Origin of the sequence: Streptomyces sp. NBC_00083, from assembly GCF_026343295.1 — a bacterium.
Taxonomy (GTDB): Bacteria; Actinomycetota; Actinomycetes; order Streptomycetales; family Streptomycetaceae; genus Streptomyces.
In genome coordinates this window covers 3,531,816-3,548,976 of sequence record NZ_JAPELY010000001.1, presented here as the reverse complement: position 1 = coordinate 3,548,976, position 17,161 = coordinate 3,531,816, and the positions used below count along the sequence as shown (strand labels likewise).

The window sequence follows — 17,161 nt, the reverse complement described above, 5'->3', positions numbered from 1 at the left end:
CTTTCAATGCCGCCAAGTATCTTTCAGTCCCCGAAGCCCGTTCGGTGGCGGTCGGTAGCTTGTGCGCCGTGGGGAATTCCGAAGAGCGCGAGACCGAACCCTCCGTGGGACAGCGGCTGTTGTGGTTCCTCGATCGCTACCGCGGTCAGGACGGAGCCCTCAACTGCCCCATGATGTGCCGCCTTCGAGGGCCGTTGGACCATTCCGTTCTGCGCACGGCACTGGACCGGGTGTCGGCCCGCCATGACGCCTTGCGCACGGTATTCAGCGGCGGCGGCAGAAAGCTCCGCCAAATCGTACGGGAACCGCATCCGGTGGAGGTGCGCCATGTCGATCTGCGCGGCGAGGCGGATCCCGCATCGGCGGTGGACGCCCGCATTTCCGAGGAGCTCGCCACCCGGATCGACGCCACCGAGAACGCGGTGCGCTGCACGCTGTGGCAGGTCGCCGACGACGAGCACGTGCTGTGCGTCAACATGCACCATCTGGTCACCGACTCGTGGTCCTGCGGTGTCGTCTTCCAGGATCTGTGCGCCGTGCTCGACCGGCTGGCCGGCGGGACCAAGGAACTCCCCGATCCCGGCTGGCAGTTCACCGAGTTCGCCGACTGGCAGCGCGAGGCCCTCGACAACGGCGAGCTCAAGGGGCAGCTGAACTACTGGCGCCGCGAGCTGGCGGACCTCGCGCTGCCTCCGCTGCCGGCGCGGCCCGACCCCGGGCCCCGCCGGACGGCGCTGGTGCGCGGCGAGCTGTCCGAAGCCACCGTGGGGGCGCTGCGCGCGCTGGCCGTCGGCCGGGGCAGTTCGCTGTTCGCCGCGATGCTGACCCTCTACTACGCCACCCTGCACCGCACGACCGGCCGCACCGATCTCGCGGTCGCCTCCCTCTACGCCAACCGGCTGCGTCCGCAGACCCGGCGAACGGTGGGCTTCCTCGCCAACATGGTCGTCCTGCGCACCCGGATCACCCCGTCGGCGCCGGTACTCGACGCGCTCAAAACCACGCACGCCACCGTCGTGGGCGGCTTCCTCAACCAGGGAATTCCCTATCAGCTGCTGCCGCTTCCGGGTTCCGGGAACGACGGGGCGCGCGCCGATGACATCGTCTTTCAGATGCTGGCCGAACCGGTCTACAGCATCACCGTCGGCGATCTCGACATCGAAGTCCTGGTACCCGACGGAGTGGGCAGCAGATTCGAGCTCGAACTGGTCCTGGTGCCGCACAGCGAGGGATTCCACGTCCTGCTCTTCTACAACGAGGGCCGCTTCACCCCCGCCTTCGCCGAGGAATTCGTCCAACGCTTCGTGGGCGCCTGCGAATTGGTCGCCAAGAACGCGGACCTGCCCGTCAGCCGGATCTGTTGACCACCATCGGGGGCACCCATGGGAATTTCGCTCGATGACATGCGCAGGGCCGTCGCGGACCTGCTGGAGGAACCCGTCGCGTCCATCCTCGACGACGACGACCTGGTGGCCCGGGGTCTGGATTCGATGGGCATCATGCGGCTCGCCGGGCAGTGGCGCCGCGAGGGCGTGGCGGTCACGTTCGGCGAGCTGATCGAGCAGCCCCGGCTGTGCGACTGGTGGCGGCTGGCGACCGGGCGCGCGGGAGGGCCCGACGGCGACAAGCCCCGGGACACCGCGGCCGTGCTCGACGACGCGTACACCGAGCTCGACGAGCGGGCGCCCTTCCCCTTGGCCCCCATGCAGTACGCCTACTGGATCGGCCGCGCGCCGGGGCAGGCGCTCGGCTCCGGCAGCCATTTCTACTTCGAGTTCGACGGTCCCGCCCTGGACCCCGACCGCCTCGATGCCGCCCTGCGCTCCCTCACCGCCCGCCACCCCATGCTGCGGGCCCGCTTCCTCGACGACGGCACCCAGCGCATCGACGAGTCACCGACCGGCCTGGCCGGCGTGCACGATCTGCGCGCCCTGGCGCCCGCGGAAGCGGAGGCCGAACTGGCCCGTCTGCGGGGCGTGTTGTCGCACCAGCGCATGGACGCGGCACGCGGCCAGGTGCTCGACGTCCGGGTCAGCCTGCTCCCCGGCGGCGCCGGACGGCTGCACATCGACATCGACATGCTGGTCTGCGACGCGATGAGCTTCCGCATCGTCATCGCGGACCTGGCACACCACTACGACCACCCGGAGGAGCACCCCGAGCCGGCCGCCTACAGCTACCGGCGCTACCTCGCGGAACGCTCCGCGCGCCCCGCCGAGGGCCGGGAACGCGACCGCGCGCACTGGGCGTCCCGGCTCGCCGCGCTGCCGTCCGGACCCCAACTCCCCCTGGCCGTCGCCCCGGAGCAGGTCCGCGACGCCCGTACGACCCGCCGCGGGCATCTGCTCGACGCCGCCGAACGCGCACGCCTCCTGGCCCTGTCGCGCGCGCACGGCGTCAGCCCCTCCATGGCGCTCGCCGCCTGCTACGCCCAGGTGCTGGCGCTGTGGAGCGCGGAGGAGCGCTTCCTGCTCAATCTGCCGCTCTTCGACCGCGACCCCGTCCACCCCGACGTGCCGTTGCTGGTGGGCGACTTCACGAGTCTGCTACTGCTGACCGTCGAGGGCCAGGAGGCGGACTCCTTCGCCGCGCGGGCCCGCCAGGTGCAGGCCGGCTTCCGGGAGGCGGCCGCGCACGGCGACTACCCGGGCACCGAGGTGCTGCGTGACCTGGCCCGTACGCGCCGGCGCGGGGCCCTGGCTCCGGTGGTGTTCACCAGCGCCCTCAGCATGGGCGAGCTGTTCGGGCCGGAGGTGCGCGGGGTCCTGGGCGAGCCGGCCTGGATGAGTTCGCAGACCCCGCAGGTGTGGATGGACCTCCAGGTGGTGGAGGAGGCCGACGGCATCCGGCTCAACTGGGAGGCGGTGGACGCGCTCTTCCCGGAGGGCACCGTCGACGCGATGTTCGCTGCCCTGTGCACCCTGGTGTCCCATCTGACGGCGCCCGGCGCGGACTGGGAGGCCCCGCTGCCCGATCTGCTCCCCGCGCGCCAGCGCCAGGTGCGGGAGGCGGTGAACGCCACCGCGCGGGATCTGCCCGTCTCCCCGCTGCACGCGCCGTTCTTCGCGCGGGCCGCCGCCGATCCCGGCCGGGCGGCTCTCCTGTCCCGGGGCGGCGCGCTCAGCTACGGCGAGGTGGCCGAACGGGCGCTGCGGCTCGCCGGATCGCTGCGCGAGGGCGGGCTCACCTCCGGCGAGGCGGTCCTGGTCACGCTGCCCAAGGGGCCGGACCAGATCGTCGCCGTCCTCGGGGTGCTCGCGGCGGGCGGCGTCTACGTGCCGGTCGGCGTGGACCAGCCCGCCGAGCGCCGCGCCCGCATCCGGGAGTCCAGCGGCGCCGGCGCCGAGGTCACCGCCGCCACGCTCGCCGCGTCCGCGTCCACGCCCCCGCTGGACATACCCGCGTCACCCGATCCCGCCGCACCCGCGTACGTGATCTACACCTCGGGCTCGACCGGGACACCGAAGGGGGTCGTGGTCTCCCACCGGGCCGCCGGCAACACCGTCGCCGCGCTGGGCGAGCACTTCTCGGTGGGGCCCGACGACCGGACCCTCGCGATCTCCGCGCTCGACTTCGACCTGTCCGTCTACGACATCTTCGGCCCCCTGTCGGCCGGCGGCGCGGTGGTCTGTGTGAGCGAGCCCGAGCGGCGCGACGCCCGGTCCTGGCTCGCGCTGGCCCGCGAGCACGCCGTCACCGTTGTCAACTGCGTGCCCACCCTGTTCGCCATGCTCCTGGAGGCAGCGCGGGCCGACGGCGGCGCACCCTCCCTCCGGGTGGCCCTGCTCGGCGGCGACCGCGTGCCGGTGGACCTGGCCGAGGGCGCGGCCGAGGTCTTCCCCGGGCTTCGTTTCGCCGGGCTCGGCGGTACGACCGAGACCGCGATCCACTCCACCGTGTTCGAGACCGACAGGCCCGTCCTGCACGGCAGTTGTGTGCCCTACGGGGTGCCGCTCGCCAATCAGCGGTGCCGGGTGAGCGACCCGAACGGCAGGGACCGCCCGGACTGGGTGCCGGGCGAGCTGTGGATCGGCGGCGCCTCGGTGGCCGACGGATACCGGGGCGACCCGGAGCGCACCGCCGACCGGTTTGTGACGCACGAGGGACTGCGCTGGTACCGCACCGGCGACCTGGCCCGCTACTGGCCGGACGGCACGCTGGAGTTCCTCGGCAGGTCCGACTTCCAGGTCAAGATCCGGGGCCATCGCATCGAGCCCGGCGAGATCGAGGCGGCCCTGGTCGCGCACCCGGAGGTGACGGCCGCCGCCGTGGTGCCGGTGGGCGACGAGCCGCGCCGGCTCGCCGCGGCCGTGGTGCCGGCGCCCGGCGCGGCCGGTCGTCACAGCACGGACGGCACGGAACTCCCACAAGGGGAAGCGGAGTTGGAGTCCACGTTGCGGGACCATCTGGCCGCGCTGCTCCCGGCCGCGATGGTGCCCGAACGGATCACCGCCGTCGCCGCGCTGCCGCTCAACGCCAACGCGAAGGTGGACCGCGCCGCGCTCACGGAGCTCCTGTCCGGCGCACCCCGCGCGAGCGCCGCCCACATCCCGCCGCAGGGCCCCGTCGAGGCGGCCGTCGGCGCACTGTGGGAGGAGTTGCTCGGCACCGAACGGGTCGGCCGCACCGACGACTTCTTCGCGCTGGGCGGCGACAGCCTGCTCGCCACCCGGCTGCTCACCCGGCTCAAGGCCGAGGGCCTGCACGACGCCGACCTCGGGCGGCTGTTCGCCGCGCCCACACTGCGGGACTTCGCGGCCGGTCTCACCCCGGGGCGCCCGACCCGGCTGCCCACCGTCACCGCCGACCTGGCACGGCGCGGCGAGCCCTTCCCGGCGACCGACGTCCAGCGCGCCTACTGGCTGGGCCGGGGCTCCGACTTCACCCTGGGCGGCGTCGGCTCGTACTGGTACTGGGAGTTCGACGGGCAGCACGTGGACCTCGCCCTCCTGGAGGACGTCTGGAACCGGCTGGTGCAGCGGCACGAGATGATGCGGGCCGTCTTCGACGACGACGGCAACCAGAAGATCCTGCCGAAGGTGCCCCGGTTCCGCCTCACCGTCACGGACGCTCCCGCCGGCGAGGAGGAGACGGCGCTCGCGGCCCAGCGCGCGGCCATGGACCACCGGGTCTTCGACGTGGGCAGCTGGCCGCTCTTCGACATCGCCGCCACCCGCTACGGCGCCGGGCGCACCCGGATCGCCTTCGGCTTCGACTACATCGTGCTCGACGCCCTGAGCATCATGACCCTGTTCTGGGAGCTCTCCACCCTCTACCGCGACCCGAGGACCCACCTACCCGCCCTGGGTGTCTCGTTCCGGGACTATGTGCTGCAGGCCGCGCCCGCCGACGACGATCTGGCGGCCGACCGGGACTACTGGCGGGCCCGTCTCGACGACCTGCCGCCCGCGCCGGCGCTGCCGCTCGCCGTGGACCCGGTGCAGGTGAGCGCCCCCCGCTTCGCCCGGCGCGAGTTCGCCCTGGAGCCGGATACGTGGGCGGCGCTCACCGCGCGGGGCCGCGAGGTGGGCCTCACGCCCTCCGCGCTGCTCGCCACCGCCTTCGCCGACGTCCTCGCCGCGTGGAGCGCCCATCCGGACGTCACCTTGAACCTCACCCTGTTCGACCGGCGCGAGGTGCACCCCGACATCAACGACATCGTGGGCGACTTCACCTCGCTGCTCCTGGTGGGGCACCGGCCACGGGCCGGTGAGGGCTGGGCGTCGGCCGCGCGCCGCTTCCAGCAGCAGATCTGGGACGGCCTCCAGCACAGCTCGGTGTCCGCGATCTGGGTGCTGCGCGAACTCGCCCTGCGCGACGGGGTGATGGACTCGCCGATGCCCGTCGTCTTCACCAGCACCCTCGGCGTCTCCGACAAGCTCGCCGACCTGAGCATGCCGTTCGGCGAGCAGGTCTACGGCCTGTCCCAGACCCCCCAGGTGTGGCTGGACTGCCAGGTGGTCGAGCGGGACGGCGGGCTCGCCATCAACTGGGACGTGGTGGAGGAGCTCTTCCCCGACGGGGTCGTGGCCGACATGTTCGGCGCGTACGAGCGTCTGCTGCGCAGCCTGTGCACGGCGGACTGGGCCGCCGAGATCACCGTGCCGCTCCCGGCCGCGCAGCGCGCGGCCCGCGTCGCCACCAATGCCACGGAGGCTCCGGCCGGCGGCGGCCCCCTGCACCGGGCGTTCTTCGCTCGGGCCCGCAGCGCGCCGGAGCGCAGCGCACTGCTGTGGGGCGAGTCCGGCGCGCTGGACTACGGGGGCCTGGCCGCGCGCGCCCTGGCGGTGGCCGGCGCGCTCCGGGAGGCCGGGGTGCGGCCCGAGGACATGGTCGCCGTCGTACTGCCCAAGGGGCCCGACCAGATCGCCGCGGTGCTCGGCGTCCTTGCCGCGGGAGCCGCGTACGTGCCGGTGGGCGTGGACCAGCCGGCCGCGCGGCGCGACCGCATCCTGGCCAACGCCGGGGCGCGGGTGGCGCTCACGAGCGGCACCTCCGGGGACTGGCCCGCGACGGTCCGCCGGGTGGACGTGACCGGCGCGTTCGCCGCCGAGCCACTGCCCGGTCCGGTCGAGGTGTCCGAGGACGCCCTCGCGTACACCATCTTCACCTCGGGCTCCACGGGCGAACCGAAGGGCGTCGAGATCACCCACCGGGCAGCCGCCAACACCGTCGAGGACATCGGAGAGCGGTTCGGTGTGGGCCCCGACGACCGGGTCCTGGCCGTCTCCGCGCTCGACTTCGACCTGTCCGTGTACGACATCTTCGGGCCGCTGTCGGCGGGCGGGGCGCTCGTCCTGATCGCCGAGGAGGACCGCCGCGAGGCGCACCGCTGGCTCGGCTCGGTCCGCGACCACGGAGTCACCCTGTGGAACACGGTGCCGGCGCTGCTCGACATGCTCCTCGTGGCGGCGGGCGACGGCCCCGCGCTCGACGGGCTGCGCCTGGCCCTGGTCTCCGGGGACTGGGTCGGGCTCGACCTGCCGGGCCGGCTCGCCGAGCGGGCCCCGCGCTGTCGCCTGATCGCCCTGGGCGGCGCCACCGAGGCCGCCATCTGGTCCAACTACCACGTGGTGGAAGGCCTGTTGGAGGGATGGCCCTCCATCCCGTACGGCGCTCCCCTGCGCAACCAGCGCTACCGCGTCGCCGACGCGCACGCCCGGGACTGCCCCGACTGGGTGCCGGGCGAGCTGTGGATCGGCGGGGCCGGTGTGGCCGCGGGCTACCGGGGCGATCCGGCGCGCACCGCCGAGCGGTTCGTGACGTACGCCGGAGAGCGCTGGTACCGCACCGGGGACCTGGGCCGCTACCGGCCGGGGGCGGTCATCGAGTTCCTGGGCCGCGCCGATCACCAGGTGAAGGTCGGCGGCCACCGGATCGAACTCGGTGAGATCGAGGCGGCGCTCGGCTCGGCGCCCACGGTGGCCCGCGCGGTGGCGCTGACCGTCGGGGAGCGCCCGCGCCACCGCATCGTCGCCTTCGTCGTCTCCGACACCGGCATCGCGCCCGACACCGACACGCTGCGCGCCACGCTCGCCGAACGGCTGCCGCACTACATGATCCCGGACCGGATCGAGGCCGTGGAGCGGCTGCCGCTCACCGCCAACGGCAAGGTGGACCGCGCCGCCCTCACCGAGCTGGCCGCCGGCGCGGGCGCCGGACCGGACCGGGGCGAGCCTCCCCGGGGAGAGACCGAGCAGGTGGTCGCCGGGGTCTTCGGCGCGGTTCTGGAGACCGAACGGGTGGGCCGCGGCGAGAGCTTCTTCCTGCTCGGCGGGGACAGCCTCACCGCCACCCGCGCCGCCGAGGAGCTGTACCGGGCCACTGGAGTTCGACTGACGCTCCGTCAGTTCTTTGCCGCGCCCACCGTGAGCGCACTCGCCGCGCTCGTCCAGGAGCAGCGGAACACGACCGCCCTGACCGCCATGGAAGAGGGAACCCTATGAACATCGCCGGGCTCTTGGCCGAACTGGAGGCCGCCGGGGTCGAGTTGTGGGAGGAGTCGGGGCGTCTGCGGTTCCGGGCCCCCCAGGGCGCGCTGACCGACGACCGCCGCGAGGCACTGCGCGCCCACAAGGAGCAGGTGCTCGACCACCTGCGCGAGGAGCGCACCCGCACCACGGTCACGCACCACCCCGAGGACCGCCACACCCCCTTCCCGCTCACCGATGTGCAGACCGCCTATCTGCTGGGCCGCAAGGACCTCTTCGCGTACGGCGGCGTGGCCTGCCACGCGTACGGGGAGCTGCGCTTCACCGCGCTCGACCCGGCCCGGATGGAGCAGGCCTGGCAGCGGCTGATCGAGCGGCACGACATGCTGCGGGCGGTCGTGGACGAGGAGGGGTCCCAGCGGGTGCTCACCGCGGTGGCCCCGTACCGCATCGAGGTCACCGACCTGCGCGAGGCTCCTCCGGAGCGGGCCGGGGCGGCGCTCGCGGCGCAGCGCGACGCGATGGACCACGAGATCAGGCCGGCGGGCGTCTGGCCGCTGTTCGAGCTGCGGGCCACCCTTTTCGCCGACCACGCGCTGCTGCACGTCTCGCTGGACTTCCTGATCGCCGACTACGTGTCGATCAACCTCCTGCTCGACGAGCTGCGCACCCTGTACGCGGACCCGTGCGCGGACCTGCCCGAGCTGCCGGTGACCTTCCGGGACTATCTGCTCGCCGAACGCGGACTCCGGCAGAGCACCCGCTACGAACGGGACCGCGCCTACTGGCTGGCCCGCGTGGACGAGCTGCCGCCCGCCCCGGCGTTCCCGATGCGGGGCGCCCCGGCGGCCGAGGGCCCGGCCCGGTTCGTGCGCCACCGGATGGCGCTGTCCCGTCCGGACTGGCAGGCGCTGCGCGACACGGCGACCGCGCGCGGCCTCACCCCGTCGGGCGCGGTGCTCGCCGCGTACGCGGAGGTCATCGGCCGCTGGTGCAACCGGCAGCGCTTCACGCTCGACCTCACACTCCTGAACCGGCTTCCCCTGCACCCCCAAGTCGGTTCGCTGGTGGGCGACTTCACCTCCGTCGAGCTCCTGGAGGTCGACCGAGCGAGCGGCGGCACCTTCGCCGAGCGGGGCAAGCAGCTGGTGGGCCGGCTCTTCGAGGACCTCGACCACCGGCTGTTCACCGGCGTCGAGGTGATGCGTGAGATCGCCCGCAGGCGCGGCCAGGACGCGGCCCTGATGCCGGTCGTCTTCACCAGCGCCATCGGGCTCGGGGACGCCGCGTCCGCCCCGGCCGACGACGCCGAGGGGCGGCTGGTGCACGGCATCAGCCAGACCCCGCAGGTGTGGATCGACTGCCAGGTGATGGAGGACCGCGAGGGCCTCTCGCTCAACTGGGACGTCCGCGAGGGCGTGCTGGCCGACGGTGTGGTGGACGCGATGTTCGCCTCCTTCCGCGCACTCGTCGAGCGCATGGCCGTGGACCCCGCCGTGTGGGACCTGGCGGTGCCGACCGGGCTGCCCGCGGAACAGAGCGCACGCCGCGCCGAAGCCAACGCCACCGAGGGACCGCTCTCCCCGGCCCTGCTGCACGAGGGCGCGTTCGCGGCGGCCGCCCGCGCGCCCGAGCATCCCGCCGTGATCAGCGGCGACACCGTCCTGACCCACGGCGAGGTGGCCGCGCGGGCGCACGCCGTCGCCGCCGCCCTCAAGGGCGCGGGCTGCGTGCCCGGCGACCTGGTCGGCGTCGTGATGGACAAGAGCTGGGAGCAGGTGGTGGCCGTCCTCGGCACGCTGCTCGCCGGCGCGGTCTACGTCCCGGTCGACACCCACCAGCCGGAGGTCCGCCGTGAGCAGATGCTCCAGGACGCCAAGGTCCGCTGCGCGCTGGTGCGTTCGGGCCGCACCGTCCTGCCCGACGGCGTCACCGCCATCGCGGTGGACACGCTGGCTCCCGCTCCGGTGGCGCCCGTGGAACGGCTGCGCGAGCCCGACGACCTCGCCTACGTCATCTACACCTCGGGGTCGACCGGCAGCCCCAAGGGCGTCATGATCAGTCACCGCGGCGCGGTGAACACCATCGACGACATCAACGAGCGGTTCAGGGTGGGCCCGGACGACCGGGTCCTCGCCCTCGCCAATCTCGGCTTCGACCTGTCGGTCTACGACGTGTTCGGGGTCCTCGCCGCGGGCGGCGCGCTGGTGCTGCCCGACCCCGACCGGCGGGCCGACCCCTCGCACTGGGCGGACCTCGTCGCCCGGCACGGGGTCACCCTGTGGAACTCCGTCCCCGCCCAGCTGCACATGGTCAACGAGTACCTCGGCACCGAGCCGCTGCCGCTGCCGTCGCTGCGTCTGGCGCTGCTCTCCGGCGACTGGATACCGGTGTCGCTGCCCGACTCCGTCCGCGCCAAGGTGCCCGGCCTGAGCGTGGTGTCGCTCGGCGGCGCCACCGAAGCCTCCATCTGGTCGATCCTGCACCCCGTCGACGAGGTGACCCCGGGGCTGCCGTCGATCCCGTACGGGCGGCCGCTCACCAACCAGCGCTTCCATGTCCTGGACGCGGCGATGGAGCCCTGTCCCGACCTGGTGGCGGGCGAGCTCTACATCGCCGGGATCGGGCTCGCGCTCGGCTACCTCGGCGACGAGTCGCGGACCGCCGAGCGATTCGTGACCCATCCGCGCACCGGTGAGCGGCTCTACCGCACCGGCGACCTCGGCCGGTATCTGCCCGACGGGGAGATCGAGTTCCTCGGCCGCGACGACCGCCAGGTCAAGATCAGGGGCCATCGCATCGAGACGGCGGAGGTCGAGGCGGCCCTGCGCAGTCACCCGGCGGTCGCCGACTGCGTGGTCCTCGTCGAGGGCGAGCGCCCCTGGGAGCGGCGGCTGATGGCGTTCGCCGAGACGGCGCGAGTACCCGCCGGCGCCACCGAGCGCGACAGCGCGCTCGTCGAGGCGGTGACCGCCGACGGTGAAGAGGTCCGCGCCGGGGTCAACGCCGAGCAGGTCGTCGGATTCGCCCGGCGGCTGGACGAGGCGGCGCTGCTCGCCATGATGGATGTGCTCCAGAACAGCGGCCTGTTCGCCACGGCGGACGACCGGCACTCGCTCGGGACGATCCTGTCGTCCGCGGGCGTGGCACCCAAACACCACCGCCTGGTGCGGCGCTGGCTCGCCGCGCTCGAACGCGAGGAGTACGTGGAGCGCTCGCCGCAGGACGGCGAGTACCGCGCGCTGCGGCGGGCCGAGCCCGGGTCGGTCGACGAGGCGTGGCTGCGGGTGGACGAGGCGCTGCCCACCGCGCAGGACGGCTCGGAGCTCCTCAGCTACTTCCGCACGGCCACCGCCCACCTGCCCCAGCTGCTGCGCGACGAGCAGGACCCGGTCCAACTCCTGTTTCCCGAAGGCAGGTTGGAGATTCAGGAGGCCGCCTACACCGAGGGCTTCCTCAACTCCTACCTCAACCGCGTCGCGACCTCCGTCGTCCAGCGGATCGCCCAGGAGCACGCCCCGCGCGGCACCCTGCGCCTCCTCGAGGTCGGCGCGGGCGTGGGCGGGGTGAGCGTCGAGGCGGTACCGCGGCTCGCCGGGACCGACTGCTCGTACCTGTTCACCGACGTGTCGCAGTTCTTCCTGAACAAGGCGGCCGAACGCTTCACCGACTTCCCGTGGGTGGACTACCAGCTCTTCGACATGAACGAGGAGTACCGCCCGCAGGGCATCGAGCCCAACTCGCTCGACGTGATCCTGTGCGGCAACGTCATGCACTACTCGCGCAACGCCTCAATGGTCCTGGGCCGGATGCGGGAGATGCTCGCGCCGGGCGGCTGGCTCATCTTCATCGAGACGACCCGGGACAACTACCAGATCCTGACGTCGATGGAGTTCCTCTTCGACGCCACCAACGGCGACTTCGAGGACGTGCGCAAGGGCGCGGACCAGACGTTCGTCGCCCGTGAGCAGTGGCTCGACCTGCTGGCGGAGGCGGGCGGCGAGACGGTGGTGTGCCTGCCCGACACGAAGGACCCGCTCGCCACCATCGGCATGCACGTCTTCGCGGTGCAGTTCAAGCAGGACCGGGTGCCGGTGAGGGCGGCCGAGGTGCTCGGCCATGTCGCCGTGCGGCTGCCCGAGGAGATGGTCCCGGCCCACCTCCAGCTGGTCGACGCGCTGCCGCTGACCGACAACGGCAAGACGGACCGGCGCACCCTCGCTTCCTGGCTGCTGCCCAAGGGCGCCGTCGAGCACCGTGCCGGAGCGGGCGACCGGGTGCCGATGACCGATCTGGAGCAGCGCATCCAGACCGCCTGGTGCTCCGTGCTCGGCACCACCGCGGTGGGCCGCGAGGAGACGTTCTACGAGGCCGGCGGCGACTCGCTGCTCGCCGCCCAGGTGGTGGGCGTGCTGCGCGAGGAGGTGTCCGAGGCCAAGCACACCTTCTTCGACGAGCTGCTCCGCGAGGTCCTCAACGGCGCCTCCGTGGCCCGGCTCGCCGCCCTGCTCGCCACCGGCCAGATCGACGGCGAACACAGCGCCGCCCGGGAGAGCGCACCGGCCGCGGCCGCCGCGTTGGTCGGCGGGGACGACGAGGGCGTGTGGGCCACCTGCGGCGAGGGCTTCGGCACCGTCGAGCGGTACGCCGCGCTGTGCGGCCCCCTGGAGGACGCGGGTCCGCTGCTCGACCTCTCGGCGAGCCATCCGCTGACCGACTACGCCGACGCCACCCCGGCCCTGCTCATCGAGCGGATCGCCCACGACCGGGCCAAGACCCTGCGGGCCACCGGCCACAGCCGCTTCCATCTCGTCGGGGCGCATGTGGGCGGGGTCCTCGCGGCCGAGACGGCCCGGCTGCTCGCGGAGGGCGGCGCCGAGGTGGACCTCACGGTGATCAGCAGCTACCCGCTGCCCGCCGTGGTCGAGGACGACGCGTTCGCCGAGTACCTCTTCGCGCTCGGCGCGGGCCTCGATCCGACGGTCCTCGGGCTGCCCGGGGACGCGTCGGCCGGGCCCGCGCTCGCCGACGTGCTCGCCGCGACGCCCGGCCGGGTCCCCGACGGAGCCCTGGCCCGCCTCGACGGTCCGCACGCCCGGTTCGCCGCGTCCTTCGGGCAGTACGCGGCCCGGCCCGAGGAGGAGCGGATCGCGGCGCTCGCCGCCGCCCTCGGCACCGATGCCGAGGCCCTGGCGCCGCGGCTGCGGGCCGGCCGGGCGCTGGCCGACGCCTGCGCCGTGCACCGGCCCGAGGCGTACGCCGGGGATCTCACCCTGGTCCTGCACACCGACGAGATCGCCCTGTGGCCGACGCTGCGCGTGGACATGACCGAGTGGTGGACCGCGGAGTGCCTGGGTGAGGTACGGCGGCTCGACGCCCCCGGCACCCACTTCGACTGCCTGGACCCGGCGCGCGCCGCCCGCATCGCGGCCCTGCTCACCGACGTCCGTACGGAGAAGGAGAACCAAGCGTGAACGCTCCGATCATCGCGGTCCTCGGAGGCTACGGCGCGGTGGGCCGCGTCGTGGCCCAGGAACTGGCGTCCGCCCATCCGGGGGCGACGCTGCGCATCGGCGGGCGCGACCCCCGGCAGGCCACGGCACTGGCCGCCGAGCTCACGGCGACCGGCCGGCCCGGCGCCGTGGAGCCGGCCCGTGCGGACACCGCCGACGCGGCCTCGCTCCACGACTTCTGCCGGGGCAGTCACATCGTCGTCAACTGCGCCGGCCCGTCGTACGTGGTCCTGGACACCGTGGCCCGGGTAGCCCTCGCGGCGGGCGCCGACTACGTGGACGCAGGCGGCGACGAACCCGTGCACCGGGCCCTGTCGGAGCAGGGGCTCGCCGAGAGCGGCCGGACCGCGCTGCTCACGGCCGGCATGATGCCGGGCCTCACCGGGCTGCTCCCGCGCTGGCTCGCCGCCCAGGACCTGAGCGAGCCCGTCCGGCTCACCGCGTACGCGGGCACCATGGACCGGCTCACCCCGGCGGGCGCCGCCGACTACCTGCTCAGCCTCGGCGGGGGCTACGGGGAGGCCCAGTCGGCGTGGCGGGACGGGGCGCGGGTGCTGCGCGCGCTCACCCCGCTCGCCGATGTGCGGCTGCCGTTCTTCCCCGGCACCGTCAGCGCCTACCCGTATCTGAGCTACGAGATCGAGCGGGTCGCCCAGGACCTCGGTCTGGCCACGGTGGACTGGTACAACGTGTTCGACGGCGGCTCCCACATGCTCAAGGCGCTCAGCCGGCTCCAGGGCGCCATGGCCGGGCAGAGCGATCTGAGCCCGGCCGCCCGCGAACTCATCGACGCCGCCGCCCTCGACCTGTTCGGCCGCGCCCCCTACCAGCTGTTCGCACTGGAGTTGACGGGCCGCCACAACGGGGCGGACGCGACCCGGAGCCTCGTGCTGCGGGCCGGGGACACCTACCGGCTCACCGGGCTCGTCGCGGCGCTCGCGGCGAGCGCCCTGGTGGCGGGCTCGGTGGCGCCCGGTGTGTACTACGCGGCCGACGTGCTCGACCCGTCCGTGGTGGTGGAGCAGGTGGCGAAGCTGGACGAGGTGTCGCTGTTCGACACCTACCGCGTTCCGCTCGCCGAGGCCGCCGACACCGAGGAGGGCGAGCTGTGAGCACGGCCGGGCGGCGGCCCCGGCTGGTGGTGTGCGGCACCAAGTTCGGCCGGATCTACCTCGCCGGGGCCGCCCGTGCCGACTCGCCGTACGCGTTGGCGGGCGTGCTCGCCCGGGGCAGTGAGCGCTCGCGCCGGGTGGCCGAGCACTACGGCGTGCCGCTGTTCACCGAGGTGGACGCCGTACCGAAGGACGTGGAGGCGTGCGCGGTCGTGGTGGGCGCCGGGATCAACGGCGGCCCAGGCGCCCGCCTGGCCCGGGAGCTGATGGCCCGCGGGCACCACGTGCTCCAGGAACACCCGCTGCACCAGCGGGAGTTGGCCGACTGCCTGCGGTCCGCCCGGGAGCACCGGGTGGCCTACCGCCTGAACACGCACTATCCGCATGTGGAGCCGGTGCGGCGGTTCATCGCCACCGCGCGGCGGCTGCTGATCCGGCAGCGGCCGCTGCACGTCGACGCGGCGTGCTCCTTCCAGGTGCTCTACACCGCGTTCGACATCATCGGCCGCGCGCTGGGCGGGGTGCGCCCCTTCGCCCTAGGTGAGCCCTCGCAACTGCCACCGGGCGCAGAGGAGTTGTCGGCATCGACGCCGGTCTACCGGAGCCTGGACGGAGTAGTCGGCGGGGTGCCGCTCACTCTGCGGCTGCAGAACGACATGGACCCCGGGGACCCCGACAACCACATCCACCTCTTCCACCGGATCACCCTGCACACCGAGGGCGGCCACCTCACCCTCGCCAACACCCACGGCCCGCTGCTGTGGAGCCCCCGCCCGCACATGCCGCAGGACATCCGCGCCACCGCCACCCTGGCCGAGTCGGCGGACCCCTACGCCGTCTACCCCAGCGCAGAGCCGCTCGGCCCGGCCACCGCTCCCGACCAGCGGGGCATCCTGGGCGAGCTGTGGCCCAAGGCCGCGGCGCGAGCCCTCGGGGCGCTGCGGACCGCCGTCGCGTCGGGCGAGGACCCCGCCAAGGACGGCCAGTACCACCTGGCGCTGTGCCGGCTGACCGCCGAGGCCACGGAGCGGTTCGGCCCTGTACGTCTGCACCGGGGCAGTACGCCCGAGGTGCTGGCTGGCTCCGCGGTCGACGCGGGTCCGGGCGAACCCGACCCGAGGAGCGGCCCGTGAACAGGCCACCGGGCGCCGACGCGCCGTACCGCACCTGGTGCCGCTGCTACTGGCCCCGGCCGGGTGCGCGCCGGCGGCTGGTGATCTTCCCGCACGGCGGCGGCTCGGCCAGCTTCTACCGCCCGTTCGCCAAGCGCATGCCGCCGTGGGTCGAGCCGGTCGTGGTGCAGTATCCGGGGCGCGAGGACCGGCTCGACGAGCCGCACATCGACGCCATGGACCGCCTGGTGGCACGGGTGTGCGACGCGCTGCTGCCGGCCTTCGACCGCGAGGTGCTGTTCTTCGGGCACAGCATGGGCGCGGCCGTCGCCCACGAGGTAGCGTCGCGGCTGGAGACCCGGCACGGGCTGGGACCGTCCCTGCTCGCCGTCTCGGGCCGCCCGGCACCCCGCTTCCACAGGCCCGGCGACAAGCACCTCGACGACGCGGCCCTGTGGTACGAGCTGTCCCGGCTGGGCGCGACCCCGGAGGCGCTGCTCGGCAACGCGCAGGTGCGCAAGGTCGTCCTGCCGACGCTGCGCGCCGACTACCGCCTGGTCGAGCGGTACCGGCCGCGGCCCGAGACCCGGGTGGGCTGCGCGGTCGCCGCCTGCCTGGGTGACAAGGATCCCGAGGTCACCGAGTCCGAGGCACGGGCCTGGGCCGAAGTGACGGACGGCGCCTTCGCGTTCCGTCTCTTCGACGGGGACCACTTCTACCTCCGCGGCCGGGAGGAGGCCCTCGCCTCCTGGCTGCTGACCACCGCCGACAGGGAGAACCCATGATCGTCAGGCCCAAGGTCGACGCGTACGCCGAGGAGTTCTCCACCGGCGAGCCGCCCTGGCTGGCCGCGCTCGCCGAGGAGACCCGCAAGGTCTGCGACCTGCCGCAGATGATGGTGGGCCCGATGGAGGGCCGCTTCCTCTCGATGCTGCTGTACATGCTGCGACCGCGCAGGGTGTTGGAGATCGGCACGTTCACCGGCTATTCCGCGTTGTCGATGGCGGCTCAACTCCCGCCCGACGGGCAGCTCGTGACGTGCGAGATCGACCCGGTGCACGCCGAGATCGCCCGCCGGCACATCGCGGCGTCGCCCTGGGCGGACCGGATCGAGCTGCGCGAAGGCCCCGCCCTCGATCAACTCGCGGACGTGCAGGGCCCGTTCGACTTCGTCTTCCTCGACGCGGACAAGACGGGGTACAGCGCGTACTACGACCGGGTGCTGCCGCTGCTCTCGGCGCGCGGCGTCATCGCGGTGGACAACGTGCTCCAGTTCGGCGGGGTGGCCAACCCCCTGGACCAGAACGAGGACACCGTCGCCCTGCGGGCGTTCAACGAGCAGGTGCGCGACGACCCGAGGGTGGAGCAGGTCGTGCTCACGGTGCGCGAAGGCATCACCCTCATCCGGCGCGTGTGAGCCCCGGACACCAGGTGGGCCGGGTTCTTTTCGGCCAGTGAAAGAATTCCTCTCCCTTGTGCGGCGGCGCCCTAAC

7 protein-coding genes are annotated in these 17,161 nt (G+C 73.5%); all 7 read left to right on the top strand.

The annotated features are described in order from the left end of the window. Positions 1-68: 68 nt before the first annotated feature. From OOJ98_RS15890 to OOJ98_RS15860, 7 genes are read left to right on the top strand one after another with little or no spacing between them, the layout of a single operon-like run. Complete coding sequence (locus tag OOJ98_RS15890; RefSeq protein ID WP_267055345.1) at positions 69-1,364, top strand: condensation domain-containing protein; 1,296 nt, start codon at positions 69-71, stop codon at positions 1,362-1,364. 39 nt (positions 1,365-1,403) lie between these two features. Further along, positions 1,404-7,946: a non-ribosomal peptide synthetase gene (locus tag OOJ98_RS15885; protein WP_267055344.1), complete on the top strand. Its 6,543-nt coding sequence runs from the start codon at positions 1,404-1,406 to the stop codon at positions 7,944-7,946. After that, positions 7,943-13,405, top strand: a complete 5,463-nt coding sequence (locus tag OOJ98_RS15880) for a non-ribosomal peptide synthetase (RefSeq protein WP_267055343.1) — start codon at positions 7,943-7,945, stop codon at positions 13,403-13,405. Before OOJ98_RS15885 ends, OOJ98_RS15880 begins: the two co-directional genes overlap by 4 nt. Then, complete coding sequence (locus OOJ98_RS15875) at positions 13,402-14,556, top strand: saccharopine dehydrogenase NADP-binding domain-containing protein (RefSeq protein ID WP_267055342.1); 1,155 nt, start codon at positions 13,402-13,404, stop codon at positions 14,554-14,556. Before OOJ98_RS15880 ends, OOJ98_RS15875 begins: the two co-directional genes overlap by 4 nt. Beyond that, positions 14,553-15,689, top strand: a complete 1,137-nt coding sequence (locus OOJ98_RS15870; RefSeq protein WP_267055341.1) for a Gfo/Idh/MocA family oxidoreductase — start codon at positions 14,553-14,555, stop codon at positions 15,687-15,689. The genes OOJ98_RS15875 and OOJ98_RS15870 overlap by 4 nt, the downstream gene beginning before the upstream one ends. Then, the gene (locus OOJ98_RS15865) at positions 15,686-16,453 is read left to right on the top strand and encodes a thioesterase II family protein (protein WP_267055340.1); all 768 of its coding nucleotides are present in this window, start codon (positions 15,686-15,688) and stop codon (positions 16,451-16,453) included. Before OOJ98_RS15870 ends, OOJ98_RS15865 begins: the two co-directional genes overlap by 4 nt. Beyond that, positions 16,450-17,085 carry an O-methyltransferase gene (locus OOJ98_RS15860; RefSeq protein WP_267055339.1) on the top strand — a complete coding sequence of 212 codons (636 nt, stop codon included), beginning with the start codon at positions 16,450-16,452 and terminating at the stop codon, positions 17,083-17,085. Before OOJ98_RS15865 ends, OOJ98_RS15860 begins: the two co-directional genes overlap by 4 nt. Positions 17,086-17,161: the final 76 nt, after the last annotated feature.

Coding starts and splice junctions, on each gene's coding strand:
- OOJ98_RS15880 (WP_267055343.1), top strand. CDS start 7,943: ATGAACATCGCCGGGCTCTTGGCCGAACTGGAGGCCGCCGGGGTCGAG.
- OOJ98_RS15885 (WP_267055344.1), top strand. CDS start 1,404: ATGCGCAGGGCCGTCGCGGACCTGCTGGAGGAACCCGTCGCGTCCATC.
- OOJ98_RS15860 (WP_267055339.1), top strand. CDS start 16,450: ATGATCGTCAGGCCCAAGGTCGACGCGTACGCCGAGGAGTTCTCCACC.